This window comes from Thermoanaerobacterium sp. RBIITD (assembly GCF_900205865.1).
In the GTDB taxonomy this organism is placed as follows: Bacteria; Bacillota; Thermoanaerobacteria; order Thermoanaerobacterales; family Thermoanaerobacteraceae; genus Thermoanaerobacterium.
The window spans coordinates 796627-822576 of record NZ_LT906662.1 but is presented as its reverse complement, the minus strand read 5'-3'; the positions used below and the strand labels follow the sequence as shown (position 1 = coordinate 822576).

The following is a 25950-nucleotide window of genomic DNA, read 5'->3' as shown; positions in this document are numbered from 1 at the left end:
CTTGATTGCTGTCATCAATAATGAAATTTATAAGATAAATGAATACCAGCACACAGGTTTTGCAAACAGGCAACTATTATATACAGGAATAGGTGATATTAGTGAATAGTTTAATTCGAAATAATAAATACATTATCCATATAGTTCTATTAGCTATTTATATTTTATGGATATTGAATTTAGATTACTTTTATCCTTTTATAAGATTTAAGTCTTTAAAATTAAACGATATTTTTTCTTTATGTATTCAGATAATTCCATTAATGCTGTTAATAAATGGTTTTAGATTTAAACATATTTCTGCAAAGATAATCAATAGCATATTTTCGTTAACTTTATCTTTGATAAGTATAGCAGTTGCAATAGTGATTTTATTTAATATTTCTACTCTTAATAAAAATGAAGCATTCATGCCGGTTCATAAAATAATGATTGATTCAAGTTCTGTTGTGGTTTATAGAACAAATTTTGGTGCCACTACAGATTATGGAATTGTTGTAAGACAGGAAAAAGAAATTATAAAAGGTATCTTAGTTGTTAAAAATTTACTCCGTCAAGATCATATATATGATATTTCAATAAAGAAATTAGGTGATAATGCGGTAGAATTAATGGGCAAAAAAATATATTTAAAGCGAAATGTGTATTTCCCATAAAATCGTTAGATGTTTTGAATGAAATATTATAATAATTGCTTGTTGGTGATATTAAAGGAGGCTTTCTTAATGAAGAAAAAACTTTCAGAAATTTTTATTGCCATTATGATAATAATTTCAATATTTATGTTAAGTGCATGTACGCCGCTTATCCTCCAGATACTACAGTAAATTTAAAAGGTGCAAATCATTATTGGATAGTATTTCTGAGCATAGATGTACCGTATAACAGTGAATTAATGATTCAACCTTTTAATGAGGATTTTGTGATACCTGATGAAATCAATGTTGACATTGTCATTAACAATAAACGTTTATTTACTGGTAGGCTAAGATACATTCCTGATCCAAAGTTTAAATTTGGACAATACAAAGTTGAATTAAAGTCAGACGAATTTTATAAAAAATATAAAAATCAAAAATATACAGTGATTATAAAATACGATAATAAAAGCAGTACGGTATTGCTAAATCAATGTGAGATAAATTGAACTTAAGACTATATCTTTATATAGTTTTTTTGGTTTTTATGTGAAAACTATACAAAGATGTATCTGGAACGGTAACTAATTAAATTAGAATTTACAGTAACTTCCCATTAAATTTTCTAGGAGGATGCTCTTGCAATATGTTGGAATTTAATATTCTTTTTAAAGTTTTATTTTTTATTATTTATGTAATAATAGCTCTTAAATTATATTATAAAAAAGCTAAATTTGAAAAATATATTAAATATGCGGTTTTAGTTGCTTATATTGCAGTTTTAATAAATGCCGTATTTTTTCCTATACCAATACAAAGTGATATGATTCAGTTTTTAAAAGGCACAAAAAATAAATCATATAATTTAATTCCGCTATTACCAATGCTGCGTTATACAAAAATACAAATAATAGGGGATATTGTACTTTTGATGCCTTTGGCATTTTTAATGCCTTTTATTAACTATAAATATATTTCATTTAGAAAAAATATATCTTTATGTGCAATAACATCTTTTTGTATTGAAATAACACAATTGCTTGTTTCATTAATATACGGTTTTGCATATAAAATTTGTGATATAAATGATTTTATATTAAACGTATTTGGAGCATTAATTGGTTATATCTCTTTTAAAATTTTGCTACCTATATTCAAAAAAGATAATCATTTATTTTGTGAATCGCCACAGCATGACTTTCAATAATTTTTGTTGAGAAAATATTTTCACAGTTAGTAGGTTCTAATAGTTGGATTAAAAAAAGAGATTGTTAAAAATTGTCGGGATATTATTTATCATCATTGGCTTATTTTGCATTATTGCGATCATTAAATCTATTGTATCTATGGACATAGAGCTTTTTGCAAATATATCTAATATAATAGATGTAATTGCTACTTTGTTGTTTTTGTATGTGGGATATATATTTTTAAGATATAGCTGATAGACAAAGATTTAAACGAAAACCTTAAGTCAGTACATTTCGTTATCCAAGTTAAAAACAAAAAAAGCAGGTTAGTTACCTGCCTTCTTTATACTTGCTAAACCCATGATTATGAGAGAAACTATTACGATGCTGCCGCCTGGTGAGAGATTGAGATAGAAGGAGAGGATTATTCCGGCGAATACAGATACAAAAGAAAATAATACTGCAAAAAAAATAGTCTGCCTGAAGTTTTTGGCAATTTTAAGGCTTGCTGCTGCAGGTATGACCATTAATGCTGATACGAGTAGTGCCCCAACTATTCTCATGGATACTGCCACAGTTATGGCGACAATCATGGTAAATATTATATTTACCAGGTTTACTGGAATTCCTGATATTAAAGCAGCTTCTTCATCAAATGTAATGTATAGAAGTTCTTTGTAAAAAATATAAATTACAGCTATTACTGCAATGCTAAGTATGAGTGATAGCAATACATCAGTGTTATTAATTGATATTATGCTTCCAAAGAGATAATTCATTATGTTTGCAGGGCTTCCTTTTGAAAGACTAAGCAGTATTACTGCAATCGCCATTCCTGCAGACATGACTACAGCAATAGATATTTCTGAATATCTAAAATACGATTTTCTTAAGCGCTCGATTCCAAATGATGATAGTATTACAAAAATTATTGACCCTATTGTTGGATTTATTCCTATTAATAATCCACCGGCAACGCCTGCTAGTGCTACGTGTGATAGTGTATCACCCATTTGCGAAAGCCTACGTAGAACCAAAAAACTTCCGACAAGTGGTGCTATTATTGATATGAGTCCACCTGCTATAAATGCCCTTATCATAAAGTCATATGTAAAAATATTAAGCATTATTACACCTCAATCCATAAAATCAATGATTATTCTCATTGTGATGATGAATATCAATTTTGACATCATAGCCATATATCTCTGCCAATTCCCTACTTGAAAAGTCCAGAGTATCACATTTATCAAACAGTTTACCATTACCCATACATATAATCCTTGAAACTCTGTCTGTTATAGCCCATACATCATGTGTAACCATGATTATCGTAATTTTTCTTTCTTTATTTAATTTGTCGAGAATTTCATACAAAGTTTCTTCAGATTTGACGTCAATTCCTGTTGTTGGTTCATCGAGGAATAATATCTTTGGGTTGCTTACAAGAGCTCTTGCGATAAATACCCTTTGCTGTTGTCCACCGGATAAATTTCCTATTAAGCGGTCTTTATAATCAAACATGTCAACAGTTAAAAGGGCTTTATCAATTACATCCCAATCTTCTTTTGAAAGTTTTTTAAATAAGCCTACTTTTGCATAAAGTCCCATAGACACGACTTCTTTCACACTTGCGGGGAAGGAAGCATTGAAAGAATATGACTTCTGAGGAACATATCCAATTATAGACCTATTTTTTAGATTTTTTATATCTATGCCATTTATTAAAACTTCGCCTGATGAAGGTTTCAAGTCACCAATCATAATTTTTACAAGAGTGCTTTTACCGGAACCATTAGGACCAATAAGACCTACGAATTCACCATCATCTATAGATAATGTGATATTTTTAAGAACGTTTTTATCACCGTACGAGAAATTTACATTTTTTAACTCTATAATTTTGCTCATATACGTTTATTCCTTTCAATATATTTATAAAAAAGCTGGAGCAATAAGTATTTCAAGTATATCTTGAATTCAAAATGCGCTAATAATTACAATACAAAACTCTACTCAAGTGCCTTCACGAGATTTTCAATATTTTGATTCATAAGTGATATATAATCATAGCCCTTATTCATTTCATCTTTTGTCAAACCTTCAATTGTATTTAAAGGTAGTATTTTTGCACCGCTTTCATTTGCAATAGTTTGTATTGGCTTAGGAGATGTAAGTGGTTCCGTAAATATATATTTTAAATTATTTTCTTTTACTAGTTTAATAACATCAGCGATTTTGGCAGGGCTTGCTTCAGCTTCTTCGCTCATACCCACAACAGAAACCTGTTTAAGTCCGTAATCCCTTGCTATGTAGTCAAAAGCGCTATGGTAAACAACAAAGGTTTTTAATTTAGTATTTTTTAGTCTTGAAACATATTCGTTATCAAGTTGTGTTAAAGTTTTTTTAAGGCCTTCATAATTTTTTTCATAGTAATCTTTATTTTTATTGTCATTTGTTACAAGTGCATCCTTAATATTTTTGGCTAATATTAGGGATTCTTTTGGTGAAAGCCATACATGCGGATTTATTGTGTTTCCCTGTTTTATAGTATTTATATCTTTTGATACTTCTATAAATTTAGGACCTGATGTAGATGCTTCTATTTTGCTAATCCATGAATCCATACCGAGACCTAAATATATTACAAGGGAGGCTTTGCTTATATCAGCCACCTGTTTTGTTGTCGGTTCCCAATCATGTGGTTCAACACCTGGTGGAATGATATTATTTACGTTTATTTTATCACCGCCTATTTTTTTTGTAAGGTCATAAATGGGGTAAAAAGATGCGTATACTATCGACTTTTGCGGTTTTTTGGCTGTGACACTACATGATGTCAAACCGAATAAAAATATCAAAATTAATAAAAATGAAACTGATTTTTTCATAATTCAAACCCTCCTAATGATTTCTGCAATTTTTGCAGTATCCTGTTATTTCAATTTTGTGGTCAACTATTTCGAAATCATCTATTTTATTGATGCATAAGTCCAAAGGACAAATATCAAGCTCGAAAATTTTACCGCATTTTAAGCATTTCATAATATGTTCATGTATATTATTTTGAACCTCATACATTATATTGTTACCAATAGTTACCTCTCTTAATATATTAATATCTTTTAAAAGATTTAAATTCCTATAAACAGTATCTAAGCTAACCTGTGGGAAGGAATTTTTAACTTTTGAATAAATGTCTTTTACAGATAAATATCCTTGAGAATTTAGCATTATATCTATTATTAATTCCCTCTGCGGTGTAATTTTAAAATTGTTATTTTTAATTTTGTTTAAGATATCTTCCTTTGTCATGTTATCACTATCCTTTTTTAAATAAGAATATTTTACTATTTAGGATTTTATAACTATTTATATAAAATGTCAAGAGATTTCTAATCTAATTCTAATGATAAACTAATTTATTTTTAAATAATAGAACTTACAATAATACTAGAGGTGATGTGGTTGAATCTTACTTTATTTCAAATGATTAATGGAATGGCAGGTCATGGTGGGATAATCGACAAAACTATGATATTTATTGCTGTATATTCTCCAATCTTATATGGGGTTTTAATGATAATACAATGGTTTATTGGTGGTGATCGTGGAAAAAGTGCTTCAATGGATGCATTTTTTGCTGCATTGATAGCATTGAGTATAAATCAAATTATTTCAGTATTTTATTTTGAACCAAGGCCATTTGTGAGCCATAAAGTGCATTTACTTGTTAAACACCCACCAGATGCATCCTTTCCTAGTGATCATTCAGCAGGTGGATCTTCATTAACATTTACAGAACTCATGCATGACAAAGTTATCGGAAGCATTATGATGGTACTGACGTTAGTGTTACTGGTAGCAAGGGTTTATGTTGGTGTTCATTATCCTATTGATGTAATAGGAGGTTTTATAATAGGATACATTAGCAGTAAAATTGTAAAGCACATGAGTGTTGTATTAAAACCGATAGAGAAGTATATATTAACAATCTGGCATAGATGGATAACAGTTTAAAAAGAGTAAAGATAAACTTTACCCTTTTTAAATATGACTTAAGTTATGGCTTTTTCTTCTGTACCAATTGTATCGATAAATGCACCAAGGGCAATTAACCACGATCCTAATATATTGTATAAATCGAGGTACAGGCAAATTTATATTCATAATTGATATTGCATTTATATTTTCTTTTGGGTTTGTAAAAGATATTATATTTTATACAATTTAAAGCATACATGTTAAAGCATAAAGTAAGATTAGTGTAATGATATGTCATTGCGTTTTTAAAGGAAGCCATATAATAAATGTACTACCTTTACCTTCTCTACTTATAGCATCGATTTTACCGCCATGTACATTTGCTATCCATTGACATATAGAAAGTCCTAACCCGCTACCACCACTTTTTCTTGAGCGTGCTTTGTCAACACGGTAAAATCTCTCGAAAATATGTGGAAGATGTTCCGCCGGTATTCCTATACCTGTATCCTGTATCGATGTTTTGAGATATTTCCCCTTTGTTTCTACTGAAACAAAAATTTTTCCACCAGGGACATTGTATTTTATAGCATTATCTATAATATTGTATAGAAGTTGTGTTAAACGTGTCTGATCACCATATATATATGATATCTCACTTTTTATTATTTTAATGTCTATATTGTTATCTTGTGCAATTGGTTTTAGTTCATCTACAATGCCTTCTACCAATTCAGTAAAATTTAAATTTTCCATTTTAAGTTTATCTGTATTTGAATCACCTCTTGCCAAAAATAATAGGTTTGAAACGAGTTTTCCCATATGTTTTGCTTCATCAAGGATAATAGAAATTGATTTTTTATATTCTTCATCAGTGTATTTTGTTGCTAACATTGATTCGGCTCTGCTTTGTATAACGGCGATGGGTGTTCTCAATTCATGTGATGCATCATGTGTAAATTGCCTTTGCTTTTTTACAGATATATCTATTTTATCAAGCATCATATCAAATGTTTGAGCGAGTTTTCCTATTTCATCATTAGTATAGGGAAGATTCAACCTTTTTGATAAATCTCCCATACTTATTTCACGTGCGATTTTCGTCATATAGCTTATTGGTTTTAGTGCTTTATTTGCAAGTAAAAGGCCACCTAATATGGCGATAATAACTATAAATGGTATGAGATATATAAATAATACAAATAAATTGTTGATAGCAATGTAGGCTAGATTAAGAGGCTGTGCTAATATTAAAATGCCGATTTTTTTATGCTCAGAATAGATAGGTTCTGAATATATTCTCCATTTATTATCACCATTTGTAATTGTTTTATATTTCCCTATAAAACCAGAATCTTTAGGCATATATAATTTTAATATTTTATCAGATAAATTCGACTCTACTATTTTCATATCCGGGTATGACAATAGTGTACCATAGAAATTTGTATTTGCATAAAATGGTGCCTCACTAGGTTTTAATCTGCCATTTTCCACATCTAATGTAGCTATAGTTTGAGCTACTTGCGATTTCAGAAGAGTATCTTCATTAATTATAATCATCCTTTGCAGGCTAAAATAAATAGTTACACTAAATGCTATTATAACTATAATCAAAAGTGTAACATACCATAACGTTAATTTTAATTTTATAGGAAAATATATCTTTTTCATATTAATTCTCCTTAAGACAGTATCCGCTACCGCGAATAGTATGAATTAGTTTTTGCCCGAAACCATCGTCAATTTTTTTTCTTAGATACCGTATATATACATCTATTATGTTTGATAAACCATCAAATTCATAATCCCATACATGATCTACTATCTGTGTCCGTGTAAGAACTCTCCCTGCATTTCTCATCATATATTCAAGTAAAGAATATTCTTTACTTGTAAGTATGATATTTTTGTTACCTCGTTTTACCTCATGTGTTAGAGTATTAACTTCTAGATCAGAAATCTTTAATATAGGTGATTTTGATGGTTGGTCTCTTCTTAATAATGCTCTTATTCTTGCCATTAATTCTGATAATTCAAATGGTTTAGTCATGTAATCATCAGCACCCATATCAAGCCCATTTACTTTATCTTCCAATGCGTCTTTTGCAGTTAACATCAAAACAGGTGTATTAATACCCATATTTCTTAAATTTTTTAGTATCTGAATGCCATCAATACCAGGCAGCATAATATCCAGTATTATTACATCATAAACATTTAATTTTGCATATTCCATACCATCAATTCCGTCCTGTGCAATATCAACACTATAACCATCTTCCTTTAAAGATTTATATAAAATATCTGTAAGATAGGGTTCATCATCTACAACTAATATCCTCATAAAAACAGTCCTTAAAAGTTACATTTTTAATATATTTTATCAAAATATTATTAAATTCACATTAAAAATTTTTTTCGAAATTAAATCATTTTAATATTATATTAATTTTCGATTAATTTGGCTTTAATATATGAACTGTAAAATAAACTTGTAGTTGATTAAAGCATCAACTAAAAAAATAAAAGAAAGGATGATCTTAATGAACAAAAAATTGCTAGCATACTTTGTGACGGGAGCAATATCACTTGGTGCGATAGGAGGTGCAAGTACACTTTCAATTGCAAAAGCGGCGACAAACACACCTGCAAAAATTCAATCATCTGTGCAGAATAATCTAAACCAGCCTAATTATAATGGATCAATAAAAGTACCTAATCAAAATAATACAAAAGACGGTGCAAAGGGTGTAAAAGATAATGAGGCAAACGAAAGTGCAAAACTTAAATCACTTGCGAAAATAACAGAAATACAAGCAAAAGATGCGGCATTAAAAGCAGTAACAGGTACCGTAAACAAAATAGAGTTAGACAATGAAAATGGGAACTTAGTTTATAGTGTGGATATTAAAACAAATAAAGGATCCGTAGATGTGAAAGTTGATGCAGGTAGCGGAATGGTACTAAGCCAGGATAACGGTGGTGATAATGAAAGCAAAGGAAAAGAAACATCAAAAGAGACAGAAAAATCAAATACTCCTGATAAAGATAATATTCAGGTAGAACAACAAGGTGAATATCAAAACTAAAAAAATATAGGCCTCCAAATGCGCGATAAAGGTGGTTACAATATGTAATCACCTTTATTTTCTATATGATATCTCAACATGTTTTATCGATTTTAATCTTATTTTAATTGTCTATGGTTATAATTCACTATGTAAATTTAAAGTGGAGGTAAAGGATATGTGTGGAATATGCGGTTTTTCAGGTGATATGACTATGGATTTCCTATCCCTATTAGTTCATTATTAAACACTGAATACGAAGAATTTGCTAAAGATATACTATTATCGCAAAGTACAATGAATAGGGGCTATTTTAACAAATCATATATTGAAGGCTTATTGCGGGAACAAAAAAAGTCATGCTATAAAGGAAGACAAATATGGATGCTTTTGACATTTGAATTGTGGCATAGAATGTTTATTGATGAAAATAATAAAAGTTCTGACGAAAAACAAATATATATTGCTTAATATATAAGATGTAACCTTTCAAGAATTCCTTTTTTAAAAATTTAATAAAAAAATATTGACATATGTTCATAGCGATGACATTATAATTATGTAATAGCCATATGGCAATAAATATTAAAAGGAAGTGATTTATATGCCGAGAGGTTGAAAATAGAAGATATAGTAGAAGATGCAAAAAAGAGAGCAGAGGTAGTAACAATAAATTATTTAGATAAAGTAGTATAAGGTTTCGTAAAATTTTTTGTTTAGCAGTATTAAGAGATTTTATGTTATAATATTTTTATTGATAATAGTTTTATAAAAGTATAAAATATATTTCAAATGAATTTTAAATATAATAGGATGTGATAATATGCCGAGACCGCAAAAATGTAGATGGGTTAAAGGTGAACCAGATATAACTTATTTTAAACCAATGGGTGTTCCAATGCATTCCTTAGAAGAGGTTGTGCTATCTGTAGAAGAATTGGAAGCAATAAGACTTAAAGACCTTGAAGGACTTGAACAGGAAGAATGTGCAGATAAAATGAAGATATCAAGACCTACATTCTTTAGAATAATAATGTCCGCAAGGGAAAAGGTTGCAGATGCTTTAGTTAATGGTAAAGCAATTAAAGTTGAAGGTGGAAATTATAGGATATATAACGAAGATAACATAGAACAACATGGGCATGGGTGTTGTCATAGGCATGGACAGTTAAATAATAAGATATAAAAATGTAACAAAACTGATATGTATATACAATGTTATCTTGTAGGTACAGTTTATACAAAATAGGAAAGGCCCACTGGGGCCCTATTTTAAATGTGTCTCAATTATTTTCCTTAATGATGCCTCAAATTTCTCATCATTTTCTTTTGTTCGCTTTTTAGGATTTGAAGTTCTACCACCTGATCTACGTATTTTTTGAGAAATGTGTTTTTCAAATAATAACCTATCCATATTTTTATTTGAGAATATAAGCCCATTTTGATTTAAAGCATATGAGCCTCTTGCAAGTGCCATTGTTGCAACACCAAAATCCTGCGTTACAATGATATCGCCTCTTGCCGCCTTATTTATTAAAGCAATATCAACGGAATTAAAACCTTTGTCAACAACAATAATTTCAGAATAACCGTCATCTAGTATATGCGTTGTATCGATAAACATTATTACAGGCAAATTATATTCCTTTGCGACTTTTACTATAATGTCCTTTACAGGACATGCATCCGCATCAACAAGTATTTTCATAATTTTCTCCAATCTACAATATTTATATCTATTGTAACATTAATATTAAAATATTTCATCAAATTTGCCTAATAAAAGTTAATACAGTAGACGGCACTATGGCTATATGATAATATTAACAACAAAAAGAGGTGGTCTTAATGGATTTATCAATAAGAGGCATGTCAAAATGATTATAGTCCAGGTATTCATAATTAAATGGTGGGGAAGAAATTCTGAATTGATGTTACAAAATAAAACCGAATTGACAAAATAAGAGGTGGCATTCCACCTCTTAAAATATTTTCTTTGCAAAGCTTTTTATCCTTTCAAGCGCTTTCATAATTTTATCAAGTGAATATGCATAAGATACTCTTATATATCCGTCACCACCCGGTCCAAATGCATCACCTGGTACAACTGCAATCTTTTCTTCTTTTAAAAGCCTTTCACAGAATTCCTGTGAATTTAGTCCGGTCTTTTTGATTGATGGGAATATATAAAATGCGCCCTTAGGTTCAAAACAGTCAAAACCTATCTCACGAAAACCACTAACTATAAATCTCCTTCTTTGGTCATAGGTTTTACGCATCTTTTCGATGTCTTCTTCACATTCATATATGGCTTTGATACCAGCGTACTGTGACATGATTGGCGAACAAATTGTTGTATATTGGTGTATCTTATTCATCGCATCTATAAAGCCATGTTCTGCAGCAATGTATCCCAGCCTCCATCCAGTCATTGCAAACGCTTTTGAAAAGCCGTTTATAAGAATCGTTCTTTCTTTCATTTCTGGAAGTGATGCAATGCTTACGTGTTTACCATCATATGTAAGTTCACTGTATATCTCGTCAGATATAACTATTAAATCATGTTCAATAATTATATCTACGATGGCTTCTAAGTCTTCCCTTTTCATAATAGCTCCTGTGGGATTATTTGGATATGGAAGTATTAGTGCTTTTGTTCTATTTGTTATTTTTGATTTTAAATCATCGGGTGTGAGAATAAAATTATTTTTATCATCCGTTGGCACGTAAACTGGGATACCTCTTGTAAGCGCGACACATGGTGCATATGAAACATAGCTTGGTACTGGTACAAGTACTTCATCATTATTATTTAGCAGGCAACGAAGTGCAAGGTCAATAGCTTCACTAGCTCCAACAGTTACCATAATTTCTTTCTCTGGGTCATAACTTATATCATAATGTGTTTTAAGGAAATGTGATATAGCAATTCTGAGTTCTGGTAAGCCAAGATTTGAAGTATATGTCGTGCTCCCGCGATCAAGAGAATCAATACCTTCCTTGCGTATTGCCCACGGTGTTACAAAATCTGGTTCACCTACACCGAGTGATATAATATCCTTTGAATTTGTTACAAGGTCAAAGAATTTCCTTATCCCAGATGGAGGAATGTTTTTAACTATGTCTGAAATATATTTGTCTTCTATCATGGCGTTACCACCAATCTATTATCTTCAGGTCCGTCTGTAAAGAAAACACCATCCTGTTTATATCTTTTAAGTATAAAATGTGTTGTCGTACTTAGGACACCATCAATAGGTGCGAGTCTTTCCGCAACAAACATAGCTATTTCTTTCATTGTTTTACCTTCGACTTCTACAGATAAATCGTAACCTCCAGATATCAATGATACAGACTTTACTTCTTCATACTGGCCAATTCTTTCTGCGATGGCATTAAATCCATGCCCCTGTTGTGGAGTTATCCTAACATCAATAAGGGCATGAACTATTTCTTTTTCAGTCTTTTCCCAATTGACAAGTGCACTGTACTTTAATAAGATTTTCTCTTCTTCGAGATTTTTGATCGTATTTTTTACATCTTCTTCATTAAGGCCTGTAATTGTAGCTATCTGTTTATCGGTAAGACGGCTGTTTTCGCGTAAAAGCTCAATAATATCAATCTTTTTCGACATTAAATACACCTCCTGAATTATCATGTTATGCACATTATAATATAAATATTATAATAATTCAATCAGATAAAGCATTAATTATTAAAATGAATTACATTTCGATTTACATCTTTCCTTTGAATTTGTATATCATTTTGATTGGGTGATATGATTGCTTTGCTTTTCTGAGGCCGGGCAATCCTAAATCTTGTTCTCTATTTATATAGTTGTAATTCGACATAATTTTAGCAAAGGACATGTTTATAAATGCATATGCATCAGGCACTTCCGAATTTGCCTTTTCTATATGTGTGACAGCCGTATCGGGATTTAATCTTTCACCAAAGGAGTATGCTTCTATTTTCCCATCTATTCTTAATACAATTCCCTTTATATTAAAATATTTATAATTATCAAATACCCTTTTAATTGCTTCAAATTCGGATAAAATTCCGGAGTTTTCATTTATGCCCTTTGAAGAAATCCAGTTTTCAGTAAATTTAAGACATTCATTTACATTGTTAATAGATATTTCTTCAATAGAATAACCATATGTTTTTAAAAATTTATTTATATGATTTTTCTTTGAATGATATTTTCTTCCGAACAAATTAATAAGGTCATTTGTATTATAAACATAATCAAAGTTATCCTCATCATGTAACATTTCTATTCCATATATTTCCGAAATTTTACAAGCGGTATCTTTATCAAATCTTTCAAGATATATTTCATTATTATCAGATTTTAACATCTTATAAAATTTATCAAAAGCACTTAAAATATTTTCAGCCGGTCCAACAGGCGGAAAAATCGTATTATCTGACGCCATACAAAGGCAATCATCTATTATATCGTACTTAATATTATACTTATGATTCCACATATATAAATTAGTAAAAGTGTATTCAGATATTAATGGTGGATACTTAGTAAAATAATTTTCAAATAAATTTTTATCATCTAAGGACAAAGATTTCAAGATAAACACCCCATAATAATTATTATTAATAAAATAATTTTTTCCATATAGCATAGTATATTATAACATACACTTTGTTTACAACCAAATTGACATTGTAATATTTTATTATTAAAATTCAAATATGATATAATAAACTTATTAAAGCTTATAAAGAGGTGTAATAATGTACGAACAGTTTGCACAATTTTACGATAGACTAGGTTGGGACACATATGCAAAAGAACTGTGGCCTGATTTTAAATCATACTTAGACAAAATCGGCTTCAAACCACAAACACTGCTTGACATAGCTTGTGGAACGGGCGCTCTATGTATATGTGCCTCGAAGGGTGGTATAATTGCTGAAGGACTTGATATATCAGATGAAATGCTTAAGAAGGCGGGTGCAAATGCTAAAGAAAATGGTGTTGAGATAAATTTATACCATAGAGATATGAGCAATTTTAATCTTTATAAAAAATACGATCTTGTTACATGTACATTTGATGCAATAAATCATATGATAGACTTTCAAAAGTGGTTATCCATGTTTAAATGTGTCAAAGAACATCTTAATGATGGTGGCCTTTTTATGTTTGATATGAATACATTAAAAGATTTAAAGGAAAACTGGAATAATATCCATATAAAAAAATATCCTGCAGGTGATTATCATATTTCAAAAAGCATATCTTTTGGTGACATGGCATGCGTTACTTTTACAGCATTTGTTAAGAAGGATGATTTACTTTTTGAAGGATACGAGGAAACAGTTAGAGAAGTTAGCTTTCCGCTTGATGATATAAAAAATGTACTTTTAAATTTGGACTTTAAGGATATTAAAATAATGGATAGAAGGTTTATTGAAGTAGATAATATAGATATGTTGACACGAGCATTTATTATTGCTACTAAATAAATTTAGGAGATAGTGATATGTCAAAATTAGAGCTTGTAGCACCAACGTTATTTGGAATAGAATCTGTAGTTGCAAAGGAACTAAAGTCACTTGGCTATGATGATATAAAAGTTGAAGATGGGAAGGTGACATTTATTGGTGATGAAACTGCAATATGTAAAGCAAATGTCTGGATAAGGTCTGCCGAGAGAATATTAATTAAATTAGGAGAATTTGATGCGACAACATACGACGAATTATTTGAAGGCGCAAAGGCACTACCGTGGGAAGACTGGATACCAGAGAATGGGAAATTCCCCGTTGATGGTTATTCACTTAAATCGAAATTGCACAGCGTTCCAGATTGCCAAGCAATAGTAAAAAAAGCTGTTGTTGAGAGGTTAAAAAAGAAATATAAGAAAGAGTGGTTTGAAGAAAATGGCCCATTGTACAGAATAAAGTTTTCTTTAATGAAGGATAAAGCATCATTGATGCTTGATACAAGTGGTGAAGGTTTGCATAAAAGGGGTTATAGGGCTATATCAAACAAAGCGCCTCTCCGAGAAACGTTAGCAGCTGCCATGGTTATGTTAAGCGATTGGAGATATGATAGGCCTCTTCTTGACCCGTTTTGCGGTTCTGGTACTATAGCAATAGAAGCAGCACTTATTGGTTTAAATATAGCACCGGGATTAAATAGAGAATTTTCAGCTGAAAAATGGGGAAAGATTCCTAAAAAATTGTGGTTGGATACACGTAAAGAAGCCTTTGATTTAATAAAAAAGGATGTTGAGCTAAATATAAAAGGATATGATATTAATAATGATGCTGTTAAACTATCAAAAAGCAATGCCGAGAAGGCCGGTGTTGACGAATTTATTATATTTAAGAACGTTCCATTAAAGGACTTAAAGACAGATGATAAATATGGGATAATAATATGTAATCCTCCATATGGCGAGAGGATGGGAGAATTAAAAGAAGTAGAAAGATTATATCGTGAGATGGGACACATCTTCAAAAGTTTTGATACATGGTCATACTACATAATAACATCCCATGATGAATTTGAGAAACTCTTTGGCAAAAAAGCTACAAAAAGGAGAAAACTTTATAATGGCATGATAAAAACTACATATTATCAATATTATGGTCCAAGACCACCGAGGAAATAATTAACGCTTAATGGCGTTATTTTTTTAAACCTTATTATTAAAAATTCTGAACACTTAAAAACTTATTTGTACAATTGCCGAAATTAAATTATTATATAATAAAATCATAAAAAATCAACGGAAAATATATCTTAATTAATTACAATTAAAAATATAGAGGGATAACATTTGGTGATATTTCACAAAGATGAAGGAAATATAAATACATTAAGAAAAAAGTCTCTTGACATGATAATTAAGACACAAATAATGAAAAACATGCATTAAAAAAATCATTAAGCTGGTTTGATCTTATTCTTTTTGGCATTGGAGCCATAATAGGAACGGGTATTTTTGTGTTGATTGGCGTAGCAGCAAAATATGCCGGACCTAATTTTGTCATTTATTCTGTCAGGTTTGCCCTTTTGCTGCATTAAGCTATACTGGGATCATTAAGCATTTGGAGGTAAAAATCTACTAATGAATAAAAGAACAGCACTATATTCAGATGGTGCTGTTTTTTTATTTTGATGAAAAACACAAATAATGTTCACTTTTCTATGTAAGCTATATATTAAATGAGTGTCAGTACTGCTTTGCCAATAAACATGACAAACTATCTTCATTCTCACATTTTAACAAGTTTTAGTTAAAAACCTCTTATCCAGATATGTTCCTTAATATATTAGTAATTTAAAATACATTATTTATGGATGAATTGCTCCATATAAAGTAAATATTCCATAGAACATTATAAAATTCAAAATTACAATTAAACAAAATACTAAAATAATTTTAAGAATAGATTTATTCAACATTAATTCCCCTCAATATAGTTTTCTATATAATATATACAAATTTAGAGGGTATTTTGTTACACTGCAAAATGAATTTTATTTGTATGGAAATAATTATTTTCCTTTGTTAATAGCTTCCTTGAAAAAAACTAAAAAATTAACTTTATTTATTTATTTTTGCGCTTTTAGCAGCTTTTATAAGTTCATTCTTATCGATCTTTGACATGAGGGAAAATAAGTTATTATCTTTACGCCAAACGATCGTGTTTAGCCCATTTTTTTCAACTAATATGCCTTCATGGCCGTTTATATCTATCTTTTGTGTGATGGCATTTTCTGTGTCTACCATCATGTCAGTGTTTTCGTTTGAGCTTTGGCTGAAAATTATGAAATCGCCTTTGTCATTTGTATACTGAATGATTTTGGTTACTTCCTGTGACTCTACCTTGCTTATCTTGAACCCATGTGGCACGTATGAAAGATAATATTCATTATCCCAGTTGGATGGAATCATGGATGTGGAAGAAGACGTACTGGGTTCATTGTTTTCTTTTAATTTTATGTCTGTATAATCTTTTTTGATTTCAATTATGAGATTAAAGACGCGAGTCCTAAATGCAGAAACAGTTGTTATTGCCACGGTAAAACCTATAAAAGCCACAAAGAAGAATACAGCTACTTTTGGGAAAGCTTTTTTTGCTGAGATGAAGAATTTTTTGACTGCTTCTTTTCTTTTGTGATGTCTTAACATCTTTCTAATTTTAATGTCTAATTCTTTAGGATAAGGTATTTCTTCACTATTGGCTTCTTCCAGTTCATTAATTATGTTGTTTACATGGCAAGCCCCTGCATATTCCAGCAATGCCTCAAATATTTTGCTTTCAGATTTTAGCTTTTCATTGTAAAGGTCTTTCATATTTCAACATCTCCTTTATACTCGTATAAAGCATTCTTAAGGCTTTGCCGCGCACGATACAGTCTTACTCTTACATTGTCTTCCGTGATGTTTAAAAGATTTGCGATGTCTTTATTTGAGTATCCGTAATAGTATTTTAAAGAAATAATGTCTGCGTACTCTGTCTTTAGCTCCTTTACTTTTTCAGATACTCTTCTAAAAATGTCACTGTTTATTATCTTCTCGTCAAACGGCTCTGAGTCATCATGGAAAAATTCATCCGCATCTTCAATAAATAAATTTTTTTGCCTCTTTATTTTATTGTACATATTTATTGAGATGTTTCTAACTATAATAACAACTAATGCCCTTATTTTGTTACAGTCATAATCAGAAATTTTTTCAATGTAATTGATAATATTTATGAAAGCGGATTGGACAGCATCTTGTGCCAATTGATAGTCGTTTAAAATGTTGTATGCCATTTTAAACATATCCCTACTGTAATTTACATATATATCTTCGACTTTTTTTCTTTGGCATTCATCTGTAATTGTGTCAAATAAGATGAGCAAATTTCTTCCCTCCCTCGTCCATGCTTATGAACAAAATTTAAAACATGTCAAAAAGATTATATCATAAAACTTTTTCTGTAAGATATTTAACGAAAATTTCTGTATGTAAATTATATGATTAATAATGCTTATGGTCTAATTTTTTATGACTAAAAAATTTTTATAAAAACTGTAACGAAATAGGCAATAAATTTGTTATATATTTTGGGAGTGGATATGTTCATCAAATATATAAGAAAAATAAATTTGATTTTATGGGCATTAGAATAAAGATATTATAGGTGAGGAGAGATGATTGAAATCGTAAGCACTGATAAAGATAGAGATATATTTGAAATATCTTGGGGAAGGTGTTCAAAAAGCGGACTTAATAAATCAATAATACCTAATATTAATCCTGTTCAATTAGAAAATAATTTTTTGGCTGATGCATTTAAAAATATAGTAGAGAAATTAGATGGAACAATAGCATTAACTGACAGCGTACTCATTATAACAGATAAAAATGGTATTGTTTTAGATATAAAATCATTTGATAAATCTGCAGAGGTAAACTATTTAATGAAAAGTGGGATGGTTTTAGATGAATTGAATGCTGGAACAAACGCCATTTCAATGGTATTAAATACTGGTAAGTTATCATTTGTAAGAAAAAAAGAGCATTATATAGAATGTTTTAAAGATTTGTCCTGTATAGCTGCTCCTATATTTGATAAAGATTCAAATATTTTAGGAGTAATAGATATAACGACTTGTAATGATATAAATGATGTACATAAAGTTTTATTGCTTTTTTTAAAAAAGACTATAGAATCAGATTATTATGAATTAAGCGCGAAAGAAATATTAAATAGATTAGATGCAATTGACATAGGGATATTAAAATTATTGGCATATGGGTATACAGATAGCCAGATATCAAAAAAAATATACGTTTCAATAAGCAATGTAAAATATCATAAAAATAAATTAAGAAAAATTTTTAAGGCAAAATCTATAAGAGATTGCATATATAAAGCCACAAAAATTGGAGTCATATAACTATCCAAAAGTACAAAATTTATTCTTGATTTGTACTTTAGTACAAAAATAGGTTCAAGTTTAAATAAAATTGATACTTTTGGACAGTAGACATATACACTTATATGTATTATTCTGAAGATAAGAGAATTACCGGTAATTTCTCCCTGTAAATTACTTTAAATGTCTGGCATGCAAAATTTTAAGTTAAATAGGGGATCAATGATATGAAAAAAGCAATAATAGGTTTTCTCATCTTAGCATGTATAATTTCATTTTCTGCAGTATTATACCAAACTAGAGCTGAAGAGCTTAGTAAAATGGCATATGTAGAAAAGAATATTGCAAGAGAATTTGTTATTCCCGATGCAGGTGCTTTGGCTAGCCCACAATTAGTTTATCCTATAATTTTAAAAACTGCAAAGCAATGCAATGTCAACATCTTTAGAACAGAGGTAACTTTTGATAAAAATGACAAAGCACAAATCAAAAAATACGTGCTTCTAACAGATAAAACTCATTTTTTTGATGTTTTCAGACTTAAAAGTGGCAGATTTTTAACTGCTGATGATACACAGAATAGTAACTTTTATATTTCAACAAAAGATAGTAGAGTTACAAGTCAAGTAGGAGTTTTAAAAGAATTTGGCGGTAACGATCTTGTTGAAATAAAGTCTCTTAAGTCCTCTTACGATGAATTCCCTGTGGCTGACGATTATTACGTAGAGGTGCAAAACGACGATGAGTTTAATAAATTTATAAATACTTTAACTGATAACTTTAATGAAGTTCTTTCTAAGGAAATTCCTAAGCAAAGAATCAATTCTGAAAATCTTGTTAAAAATACCGATCAAGGCGGTATAAAGGATTTAGACAGAGGGGCAGGTGGAGTTTTTAAAAATTACAATGATGTAATTTTAATTATTGTATTAATATTATTTATATACTATATATTTAACGAATCAAAAAGGATAGGAATAGTAAAAATGCATGGTATATCAAATATTAGAATATGGTATTTGCTGATTGGAAAACTGCTTTTAACCATGCTTGTTCTTTCCGAAGCCATATCGCTATTACTTATCGCATTTATAAAAGATACAACAGCTCAATTTTTGTATAAAACCATTATGAATCAGCTTAAGATATATATCATAATAACAATTGTTTCGCTTTTTTCTTACGTTTATATTTCAAGGATTAAAATAAGCGATACAATAAAAAATTATAAAAATACTTTTGGCATCTTTACAATAAATACAGTGCTTAAAGTTGTATGCTCTGTATTGGCGATCATAATAGGTCTATCTGCGTTTAATCAAATTATGTACATATCAAAAAATCAAAAAGAGATGAAAAACTGGGAAAAGATAAAGGATTATGGTGTGTTTTATCCGATTGGAGGCATACTAGAACCTGGTGAGGATTACGGTCATTGGGAAGAAGGATTTATAGAGAGATATAGTAAGCTTTATCCAATACTTAATAAGATGGGCTCAATATACATTTGTGCTGCACAGTATCAAGAGTTGCCACCGGAAGTACAGAAAGAAAGGGAACGAATAGAAAAAGAAAAAAACATACCTAAACTTATTAAGACAATAACAGTTAATCCTAATTACTTAAAGCAATTTCCAGTGATGGATGTAAATAAAAAGCCTGTTTATGTACGGGAGGATACGACTGATTGGGTAGTATTAATACCGTATAAATATCGGTACAATGCAGATAAGATAATAAGCAATATTCAAAAAAATAGAAAACTTACATTACAAGTGATGTTTGAATATATAGAGAAAAATCATAAGAATGAAAAGATTCCAGATGGAATGATTCCAGAAAATATACAGAATCATCAGAATCAAAATATCGAAGTGATTTGGACTGCTAATAATCAAAAGATATTTAGCTTTGATCCAGAGGTAGCTCCTAAGGCACACAATGTTATAGTTGATCCGATTATACAAGTCATGACAGAAAAGAATAGCACTATGTATGATAAGGCTAGTGCTTCTGGTGGAGGTTTAAGTGACCCGATGAAAGTAAGGCTTATCAATAGAGATGCTTTGCTTACATATAAAACATTGAAACCCACAATAAAAGAATTAAAATTGGACGACAGTCTAAAACAACTAGTATTGCCAGGTGAATTTTATTTAAAACAAATATATAGTGCAGAAAAAAGTTTAAATATGAGTATTATGGAACTGATAGTAATATTAGCTGCTATAATAGTACTTGCAGTACAAAATGTGATAATTTTTTTCAGCGAATATAAATATAAGTTTATTGTGCGAAGAATATTTGGTACAGGCTTTTTCAGAACGTATAAAGAATGCTTTTTATTGTTTTTAGCAACATGGATAATACTGTTATTTATTGGCTATGTAATTTGCTATTTTATGAACTTGAACAAAATTTTAGCTTTTATATTGGGATTGTTCAATATACACATAGAGAGTAACGTGCCTAATATTGTAGTATACCTAATTATAGCATTTATACCTATTTTGGTAGAGCTTTTAGCATCTGCTATTTCACTTACGGTAATAGAGAATAGAAACAAGGTGAACATAATAAAGAAAGGGGCTTAATAAATGAAAAATGTATGTGAACTTATAGATATAACTAAAGCTTATGGTGACCATGTAGTTTTAAACCATATGAATTTGAATGTTCAAGAGAAAGAGATGGTAGCAATAACAGGGAGAAGTGGTTCTGGAAAGACAACAATTCTAAATATAATAGGATTGCTAGAGAGACCAACAAGCGGTACTATCAAATTATTTGATGAGGTAAATCCACAAATCGGTTCAGGTAAAGCGATAAGAATATTAAGGACAAAAGTATCGTATTTGTTTCAAAACTATGCGCTTATTGATAATGAAACTATAGATTATAATCTTGAAATCCCACTCATATATTCCAAAAAAACAAAAAAAGAAAAAGAAAAGTTGAAGATAGATGCATTAAAAAAAGTCGGTTTAGATATACCATTAAAGAAAAAAATATATGAACTTTCCGGTGGAGAACAGCAAAGGGTGGCAATAGCAAGAATTTTATTAAAGCCGTGTGAACTAATATTAGCAGATGAGCCAACAGGGTCATTAGATGCCGATAATAGGGATGAAATAATGAAAATATTAAAGAATTTAAATGAAGAAGGAAAAACAATAATTATAGTTACACATGACAAGCATGTTACTAATGTATGTAGTAGAACTGTGAATTTGTAAAACAAATATATTAATTGCCCTTTAGGGGCTATTTTTATGCATAAAATAAAAAAATTATTATAAAAAACTGTAACGAAATGTATGAGAAATTTGTTCTATATTATGGAGAAGAAATTAATGCACAATCTATTAGAGATTGCATATGTAAAGCTACAAAAATGGGAGTCGTATACCTTGATAAATAGTGAGGAAATTTGACTTAAACTACAACAATGCTTGTTTACAAAAAAATTCAATTTCGCAGAGGGGTTGGTGGTTTAAGAAAATTCAAAGAATGAATTTTACTAAGTAATTGAATCTAATTAACTTTAATCTATCAAATTATATTGAGTGATTTCGGAAACTAGTTTCCAGCATCATGTAATGACATAAATTAGAAATTAAATACAAAAAATAACAATGACTTTGCGATAAAAATAAGAAAAGAGGAAATAAAATTAAACTTAGATTTTTTCAATCTAGCATCAAGATGGATATTAATAGAGTGTATCATAATCCAGAAAGACCAGCGCTTTTTGCCTCTGGTTTTAGATAGCTCTAACTCATAATCATTAAGAAGCCTTTTATTAACACGCTCAGAAGAAGTTCGCTTTCTCATCTCCTCCTTCCATTCATCAGAACCACGTGGAATGGCAGTGAATAGGCGAGGGTCAAAAGAAGGCTTCGTATAAATAGTTCTGCCATAATCAGAAGAGGAGCACTTATCTTTACAATTGCATGAATCAACCTTACCAGTTGCAAAAGGACAGCGCCATTTAATTCTATTGCGGTCTTTCATAAAACCATTGTAAACCATAGGTAATCCTGCCATACAGACAGGAATACCATTTTCATTGATTTTAACAGTACCTTGGTACTGGCTTTTACCTTTATTCTTCTTGTTAAGAGGAATTATAGGTTTAATATTCCACTTATTAAGAAGATGGTAAGTGGGGTGATTATCGTGAGCACAATCACCAATAAATTTATCAAAAACAAAATCAGGATACAAAGCCCTTGCTTCAGACAAAGCAACAATAGCAGTAACACCATCATAACGAGGAGCCTCAACTAAGCGAAGATAAATAGGAATATCAGATTTAAGCTCCTCGTTATATGTAACCAAAAAATAACCAGAATAACCATAAAACCAAGTCTCATGATAACTATCCCAACCATAGCGAGCATCAGGGTCAGAGAACTTGCGATGGCAATCGCAATTAAAAATACCATTTTTAGCACAATCACAAGTTCTAATACCGAAAGGACTTCCGCCAGTCTTAATACAAGTACCATCACCTGAGATAGAAAGTTTTTCAGTATCACCGAGGATACCGGCTTCAGCGGAAGGCCTAACAGCAACATAGGCAAAAATTTGTTGAAAAAGCTTCTCAAGCCTTGATTCAAAATTTTACCCTGTAAAGCCAAATCAACAAATTTCTGTATAATACCAGGGTGGCGTGGTGGAAGCTTCTGATTTTTAGCAAGCTTTTTACGTGGTTTGCGTTTAAAAGGATGGAGAGAAACCTGTCGGTCTCTTTCAATATCAGGATCCTCAAGCCAAAACCTGTTAATCAAGTCATAATGAGTGCCAACACCAGGAATATTATCAGGGGATACGCCAATCATGTAGCACAAAAGATCATCATGATGAAGCATGTAAACCCATTTAGTAATACTGTGGCACTTAAGCATAGACATAAGCATAAAAGACCGAAAAACTTTAGGTTGGTTTTTGGCTGGAGAACCAGTATTAGAGTAATAAGGTTCAACCACAGGTTTAAGAACATCAAGATCCAAATTATAGAGTTTAGATAAAGCTTCAGAAAATTGAAGGACACAATTTTTATCTGAAGCATAAATATGCCGAATATTTTCGACAAGGAAAGACTGATAATCAGAATGCGAACGCCATGCGCCCAACATAAAATCACCTCAATAGCAAGTAGTATGGTAAAAACACCATCCATTTCGATTATTGTGGTGATTAAAAAAAGTCAAGATAGAATGTAACCAAATATGTTAGAAGAAGGAAAAACAAAGAAAAAAATTCTTACAATGTAAATAAAGATGTAAATGAATTGGAAATCGAAAAATGATTTCAGAATGAAATTTTGGGGGATAAATTTTAAATATGTCTCCTGAAATTCAGTTATATCAGGCAACAGAAGTTGCCGAGAATACTCATTCTTCGAGAGGAGGTGAGAACATTGAGGCAATTATCCCGAGATCCTCCCGCAAAAAAAGTAATAGTGGATCTGGCAGACAACCGGGTACTGACCTGACAATCGCGTGCCCTTGTTATTGCCGTCCATAACCACTATTACAATTTTATTTAACCATTTTTCAAAGGAATTTGCAATTTATTTAATCTCAAAAAAATTAGTATTTCGGTAATATGTCAAGGGGTGATTGAAAAAAATTAAAAAATTTTTTAAAAAAACAGCTAAAAAAGAGTATAGCAAAGCTAACCATTACTAAAAATAGCAATGGAAATATATGTTAATTATGGTAATGGGATATTATGTTAGTATTTACAATCATCTCCTTTCATTGCTGGTGGTTTATAAAGTTTTTCTTCGCGCAGCAGAGCAAAGACTAACCTTACAGCTTTGCGTGCCGTTAAAACTAAAGCATGTTTGTGTTTATGAGTTTTACCTTCATTAAATTTGCGAGCATAGTATTGTGAAAACTCAGGACAATATTTCCTAAGTTGGTCGGCTGCTTGAATAAAGTAATATCTGAGATACTCATTACCAGTGCGTTTTAAATATGTGTCCTCCGCTTTAAAATCCGCAGACTGGTATTCTGACCAATATATGCCGGAAAACTTTGCAAGGGCATTATCATTATCAAACCTTGATATTCCGCCTATCTCAGATATTAGGCCAGCTGCTATAGTTGGACCAATGCCATTTACTGAAGTAAGACAAAGAAATTGATTCTTAAATCCTTTGACTTCATTGGCAATGGTCTTTTCAGAAGCTTTCTTCTGCTTTTCAAGATACTGTATATTATCAAGGCAAGACTTGATAACAAAATTCAAAGAATCATTTACATTAGTGTTGATTCTATAAGATTTGCGTACAGCATCTTGGAGTAATTTAGCCGTAGCATTAGGGTCATTAAAATGGTCTCTGTCTTTATCAACTAAAAAGGCAATAAGATCTTCAAGCGGTCGAGCCGCAATATCATCAAGAGTTAAAAACTCATTAAATATTTCAGTAGCAGCCGTACCAAAATTGTTGCTAAAAACTTTAATCTGACATAAGCCACTAAATTTAAGAAACAGATTACTTAGGAAATAATTTTTCTCCCTGACAATACTATCAACAATGTGAAAGCGATGGCGGGTAAGCCTTTGGAGAGCAAGGTATCTAAAATCTACAGGACAAGATTTAGGAAGCCTTCCAAATCTTAATTTTTCAGCAAAATGACAAAAGCATCAACCCAGTCATTCTTAGGCAAATCGCCAAGAGACTTTTTAAAAGCCCTGACAGTATTAGCATTAAAAGTAGTTACAGAAGGATTAAAAGGCTTCAAAGAAACATGGTCAGCTAAATAATACTGAATATGCCAACCATAGACTGAAGTAGATTCTAGGCCAATAAAAACCTTCTGAATGTTGTATTTATTACAACAATCCAAGATATGAGACACTAAAATATCGCAACCAGAAGGATTATTATCCACAGAAAAACGATGGCAAGCATCGTTACCGTCTTGGTCGATAATATGAACCTTGACATCATCCAAACTTATATCCATGCCTACGAAAAGTTTATTCAAAGCTATGGCACCTCCTTTCAAAGGTAATGGTGTAAATGAAAGTTAATTTGAGATAACTGTGGGCCAGATTATGTAGCAACCTCGCAATTAGCTATTAGTATATAAACATGAATCCTCTGCTGCCAGGGGTTTATATACGACAAAGAG

General features: G+C 30.6%; 26 protein-coding genes and 1 pseudogene. 12 read left to right on the top strand and 15 right to left on the bottom strand.

All coding sequences use genetic code 11. The features are described 5' to 3' along the window. Nucleotides 1–101 precede the first annotated feature (101 nt). From CPG45_RS03970 to CPG45_RS03960, 3 genes are all read left to right on the top strand, one after another. Nucleotides 102–656 (top strand): hypothetical protein, encoded by a 555-nt coding sequence (locus CPG45_RS03970; protein WP_096230729.1) that lies wholly within the window; start codon nucleotides 102–104, stop codon nucleotides 654–656. Between the two features lie 35 nt (nucleotides 657–691). Then, nucleotides 692–1147, top strand: a complete 456-nt coding sequence (locus tag CPG45_RS03965) for a hypothetical protein (protein WP_096230728.1) — start codon at nucleotides 692–694, stop codon at nucleotides 1145–1147. Between the two features lie 137 nt (nucleotides 1148–1284). Beyond that, the gene (locus tag CPG45_RS03960) at nucleotides 1285–1845 is read left to right on the top strand and encodes a VanZ family protein (protein ID WP_096230727.1); all 561 of its coding nucleotides are present in this window, start codon (nucleotides 1285–1287) and stop codon (nucleotides 1843–1845) included. Nucleotides 1846–2154: 309 nt separating this feature from the next. On the opposite strand, the gene CPG45_RS03950 is transcribed toward CPG45_RS03960, so the two are convergent. The 4 genes from CPG45_RS03950 to CPG45_RS03935 form a co-directional block, all read right to left on the bottom strand. Further along, nucleotides 2155–2955: a metal ABC transporter permease gene (locus CPG45_RS03950; RefSeq protein ID WP_096230726.1), complete on the bottom strand. Its 801-nt coding sequence runs from the start codon at nucleotides 2953–2955 to the stop codon at nucleotides 2155–2157. A 22-nt stretch (nucleotides 2956–2977) separates the two neighbouring features. Next, entirely contained in the window at nucleotides 2978–3739 is a 762-nt protein-coding gene (locus CPG45_RS03945) for a metal ABC transporter ATP-binding protein (RefSeq protein ID WP_096230725.1), read from the bottom strand. A gap of 101 nt (nucleotides 3740–3840) precedes the next feature. Beyond that, the gene (locus CPG45_RS03940) at nucleotides 3841–4719 is read right to left on the bottom strand and encodes a metal ABC transporter substrate-binding protein (RefSeq protein WP_096230724.1); all 879 of its coding nucleotides are present in this window, start codon (nucleotides 4717–4719) and stop codon (nucleotides 3841–3843) included. Nucleotides 4720–4732: 13 nt separating this feature from the next. Then, nucleotides 4733–5143: a Fur family transcriptional regulator gene (locus tag CPG45_RS03935; protein WP_096230723.1), complete on the bottom strand. Its 411-nt coding sequence runs from the start codon at nucleotides 5141–5143 to the stop codon at nucleotides 4733–4735. A 153-nt stretch (nucleotides 5144–5296) separates the two neighbouring features. On the opposite strand from CPG45_RS03935, the gene CPG45_RS03930 reads away from it, so the two are divergent. Next, nucleotides 5297–5848, top strand: coding sequence for an undecaprenyl-diphosphatase (locus CPG45_RS03930; RefSeq protein WP_096230722.1), 552 nt, complete (start codon nucleotides 5297–5299; stop codon nucleotides 5846–5848). Between the two features lie 258 nt (nucleotides 5849–6106). On the opposite strand, the gene CPG45_RS03925 is transcribed toward CPG45_RS03930, so the two are convergent. After that, nucleotides 6107–7486, bottom strand: a complete 1380-nt coding sequence (locus CPG45_RS03925; RefSeq protein ID WP_096230721.1) for a sensor histidine kinase — start codon at nucleotides 7484–7486, stop codon at nucleotides 6107–6109. Nucleotide 7487: 1 nt separating this feature from the next. After that, nucleotides 7488–8159, bottom strand: coding sequence for a heavy metal response regulator transcription factor (locus CPG45_RS03920; RefSeq protein ID WP_096230720.1), 672 nt, complete (start codon nucleotides 8157–8159; stop codon nucleotides 7488–7490). A 199-nt stretch (nucleotides 8160–8358) separates the two neighbouring features. On the opposite strand from CPG45_RS03920, the gene CPG45_RS03915 reads away from it, so the two are divergent. The 3 genes from CPG45_RS03915 to CPG45_RS03910 all read left to right on the top strand — a co-directional run bounded on the left by CPG45_RS03915 (nucleotide 8359) and on the right by CPG45_RS03910 (nucleotide 10069). Then, a complete protein-coding gene (locus tag CPG45_RS03915; protein ID WP_157732324.1) occupies nucleotides 8359–8904 on the top strand; it encodes a PepSY domain-containing protein in 546 nt (181 codons plus the stop codon). Between the two features lie 204 nt (nucleotides 8905–9108). Further along, entirely contained in the window at nucleotides 9109–9354 is a 246-nt protein-coding gene (locus tag CPG45_RS18125) for an asparagine synthase-related protein (RefSeq protein WP_157732437.1), read from the top strand. A gap of 352 nt (nucleotides 9355–9706) precedes the next feature. Further along, the gene (locus CPG45_RS03910) at nucleotides 9707–10069 is read left to right on the top strand and encodes a DUF134 domain-containing protein (RefSeq protein WP_096230719.1); all 363 of its coding nucleotides are present in this window, start codon (nucleotides 9707–9709) and stop codon (nucleotides 10067–10069) included. Between the two features lie 81 nt (nucleotides 10070–10150). On the opposite strand, the gene CPG45_RS03905 is transcribed toward CPG45_RS03910, so the two are convergent. From CPG45_RS03905 to CPG45_RS03890, 4 genes are all read right to left on the bottom strand, one after another. Continuing rightward, a complete protein-coding gene (locus CPG45_RS03905) occupies nucleotides 10151–10591 on the bottom strand; it encodes a YaiI/YqxD family protein (RefSeq protein WP_096230718.1) in 441 nt (146 codons plus the stop codon). Between the two features lie 274 nt (nucleotides 10592–10865). Then, complete coding sequence (locus tag CPG45_RS03900; protein WP_096230717.1) at nucleotides 10866–12032, bottom strand: aminotransferase class I/II-fold pyridoxal phosphate-dependent enzyme; 1167 nt, start codon at nucleotides 12030–12032, stop codon at nucleotides 10866–10868. Further along, entirely contained in the window at nucleotides 12029–12517 is a 489-nt protein-coding gene (locus CPG45_RS03895; protein WP_096230716.1) for an Lrp/AsnC family transcriptional regulator, read from the bottom strand. The genes CPG45_RS03900 and CPG45_RS03895 overlap by 4 nt, the downstream gene beginning before the upstream one ends. Before the next feature lie 103 nt (nucleotides 12518–12620). Next, a complete protein-coding gene (locus tag CPG45_RS03890; protein ID WP_231969073.1) occupies nucleotides 12621–13487 on the bottom strand; it encodes a DUF2156 domain-containing protein in 867 nt (288 codons plus the stop codon). Nucleotides 13488–13644: 157 nt separating this feature from the next. On the opposite strand from CPG45_RS03890, the gene CPG45_RS03885 reads away from it, so the two are divergent. Next, nucleotides 13645–14379 (top strand): class I SAM-dependent DNA methyltransferase, encoded by a 735-nt coding sequence (locus CPG45_RS03885; RefSeq protein WP_096230714.1) that lies wholly within the window; start codon nucleotides 13645–13647, stop codon nucleotides 14377–14379. 17 nt (nucleotides 14380–14396) lie between these two features. Beyond that, the gene (locus CPG45_RS03880) at nucleotides 14397–15533 is read left to right on the top strand and encodes a THUMP domain-containing class I SAM-dependent RNA methyltransferase (RefSeq protein ID WP_096230713.1); all 1137 of its coding nucleotides are present in this window, start codon (nucleotides 14397–14399) and stop codon (nucleotides 15531–15533) included. A 939-nt stretch (nucleotides 15534–16472) separates the two neighbouring features. Here CPG45_RS03880 and CPG45_RS03870 read toward each other — a convergent pair. Beyond that, nucleotides 16473–17225 carry a DUF4367 domain-containing protein gene (locus CPG45_RS03870; RefSeq protein WP_096230712.1) on the bottom strand — a complete coding sequence of 251 codons (753 nt, stop codon included), beginning with the start codon at nucleotides 17223–17225 and terminating at the stop codon, nucleotides 16473–16475. Beyond that, nucleotides 17222–17779, bottom strand: a complete 558-nt coding sequence (locus CPG45_RS03865; RefSeq protein ID WP_096230711.1) for an RNA polymerase sigma factor — start codon at nucleotides 17777–17779, stop codon at nucleotides 17222–17224. Before CPG45_RS03865 ends, CPG45_RS03870 begins: the two co-directional genes overlap by 4 nt. A gap of 291 nt (nucleotides 17780–18070) precedes the next feature. Here CPG45_RS03865 and CPG45_RS03860 point away from each other — a divergent pair, with 291 nt between their 5' ends. The 3 genes from CPG45_RS03860 to CPG45_RS03850 all read left to right on the top strand — a co-directional run bounded on the left by CPG45_RS03860 (nucleotide 18071) and on the right by CPG45_RS03850 (nucleotide 22035). Then, nucleotides 18071–18820, top strand: a complete 750-nt coding sequence (locus tag CPG45_RS03860; protein ID WP_096230710.1) for a LuxR C-terminal-related transcriptional regulator — start codon at nucleotides 18071–18073, stop codon at nucleotides 18818–18820. Nucleotides 18821–19026: 206 nt separating this feature from the next. Beyond that, nucleotides 19027–21393 carry a DUF1430 domain-containing protein gene (locus tag CPG45_RS03855; RefSeq protein WP_096230709.1) on the top strand — a complete coding sequence of 789 codons (2367 nt, stop codon included), beginning with the start codon at nucleotides 19027–19029 and terminating at the stop codon, nucleotides 21391–21393. 3 nt (nucleotides 21394–21396) lie between these two features. Then, nucleotides 21397–22035, top strand: coding sequence for an ABC transporter ATP-binding protein (locus tag CPG45_RS03850; RefSeq protein ID WP_096230708.1), 639 nt, complete (start codon nucleotides 21397–21399; stop codon nucleotides 22033–22035). A gap of 373 nt (nucleotides 22036–22408) precedes the next feature. On the opposite strand, the gene CPG45_RS17335 is transcribed toward CPG45_RS03850, so the two are convergent. The 3 genes and pseudogenes from CPG45_RS17335 to CPG45_RS03835 form a co-directional block, all read right to left on the bottom strand. After that, nucleotides 22409–23140 carry a transposase gene (locus CPG45_RS17335; RefSeq protein ID WP_231968989.1) on the bottom strand — a complete coding sequence of 244 codons (732 nt, stop codon included), beginning with the start codon at nucleotides 23138–23140 and terminating at the stop codon, nucleotides 22409–22411. Then, entirely contained in the window at nucleotides 23086–23940 is an 855-nt protein-coding gene (locus tag CPG45_RS17330) for a hypothetical protein (protein WP_231968984.1), read from the bottom strand. The genes CPG45_RS17335 and CPG45_RS17330 overlap by 55 nt, the downstream gene beginning before the upstream one ends. Before the next feature lie 601 nt (nucleotides 23941–24541). Next, nucleotides 24542–25782: pseudogene (locus tag CPG45_RS03835) on the bottom strand (IS110 family RNA-guided transposase). Between the last annotated feature and the right edge of the window lie 168 nt (nucleotides 25783–25950).

Coding starts and splice junctions, on each gene's coding strand:
- CPG45_RS03885 (WP_096230714.1), top strand. CDS start 13,645: ATGTACGAACAGTTTGCACAATTTTACGATAGACTAGGTTGGGACACA.
- CPG45_RS03915 (WP_157732324.1), top strand. CDS start 8,359: ATGAACAAAAAATTGCTAGCATACTTTGTGACGGGAGCAATATCACTT.
- CPG45_RS03880 (WP_096230713.1), top strand. CDS start 14,397: ATGTCAAAATTAGAGCTTGTAGCACCAACGTTATTTGGAATAGAATCT.
- CPG45_RS03960 (WP_096230727.1), top strand. CDS start 1,285: ATGTTGGAATTTAATATTCTTTTTAAAGTTTTATTTTTTATTATTTAT.
- CPG45_RS03855 (WP_096230709.1), top strand. CDS start 19,027: ATGAAAAAAGCAATAATAGGTTTTCTCATCTTAGCATGTATAATTTCA.
- CPG45_RS03860 (WP_096230710.1), top strand. CDS start 18,071: ATGATTGAAATCGTAAGCACTGATAAAGATAGAGATATATTTGAAATA.
- CPG45_RS03950 (WP_096230726.1), bottom strand. CDS start 2,955: ATGCTTAATATTTTTACATATGACTTTATGATAAGGGCATTTATAGCA.
- CPG45_RS03905 (WP_096230718.1), bottom strand. CDS start 10,591: ATGAAAATACTTGTTGATGCGGATGCATGTCCTGTAAAGGACATTATA.
- CPG45_RS03895 (WP_096230716.1), bottom strand. CDS start 12,517: ATGTCGAAAAAGATTGATATTATTGAGCTTTTACGCGAAAACAGCCGT.
- CPG45_RS17330 (WP_231968984.1), bottom strand. CDS start 23,940: ATGTTGGGCGCATGGCGTTCGCATTCTGATTATCAGTCTTTCCTTGTC.
- CPG45_RS03940 (WP_096230724.1), bottom strand. CDS start 4,719: ATGAAAAAATCAGTTTCATTTTTATTAATTTTGATATTTTTATTCGGT.
- CPG45_RS03920 (WP_096230720.1), bottom strand. CDS start 8,159: ATGAGGATATTAGTTGTAGATGATGAACCCTATCTTACAGATATTTTA.
- CPG45_RS03910 (WP_096230719.1), top strand. CDS start 9,707: ATGCCGAGACCGCAAAAATGTAGATGGGTTAAAGGTGAACCAGATATA.
- CPG45_RS03925 (WP_096230721.1), bottom strand. CDS start 7,486: ATGAAAAAGATATATTTTCCTATAAAATTAAAATTAACGTTATGGTAT.
- CPG45_RS03935 (WP_096230723.1), bottom strand. CDS start 5,143: ATGACAAAGGAAGATATCTTAAACAAAATTAAAAATAACAATTTTAAA.
- CPG45_RS03850 (WP_096230708.1), top strand. CDS start 21,397: ATGAAAAATGTATGTGAACTTATAGATATAACTAAAGCTTATGGTGAC.
- CPG45_RS03870 (WP_096230712.1), bottom strand. CDS start 17,225: ATGAAAGACCTTTACAATGAAAAGCTAAAATCTGAAAGCAAAATATTT.
- CPG45_RS03945 (WP_096230725.1), bottom strand. CDS start 3,739: ATGAGCAAAATTATAGAGTTAAAAAATGTAAATTTCTCGTACGGTGAT.
- CPG45_RS03900 (WP_096230717.1), bottom strand. CDS start 12,032: ATGATAGAAGACAAATATATTTCAGACATAGTTAAAAACATTCCTCCA.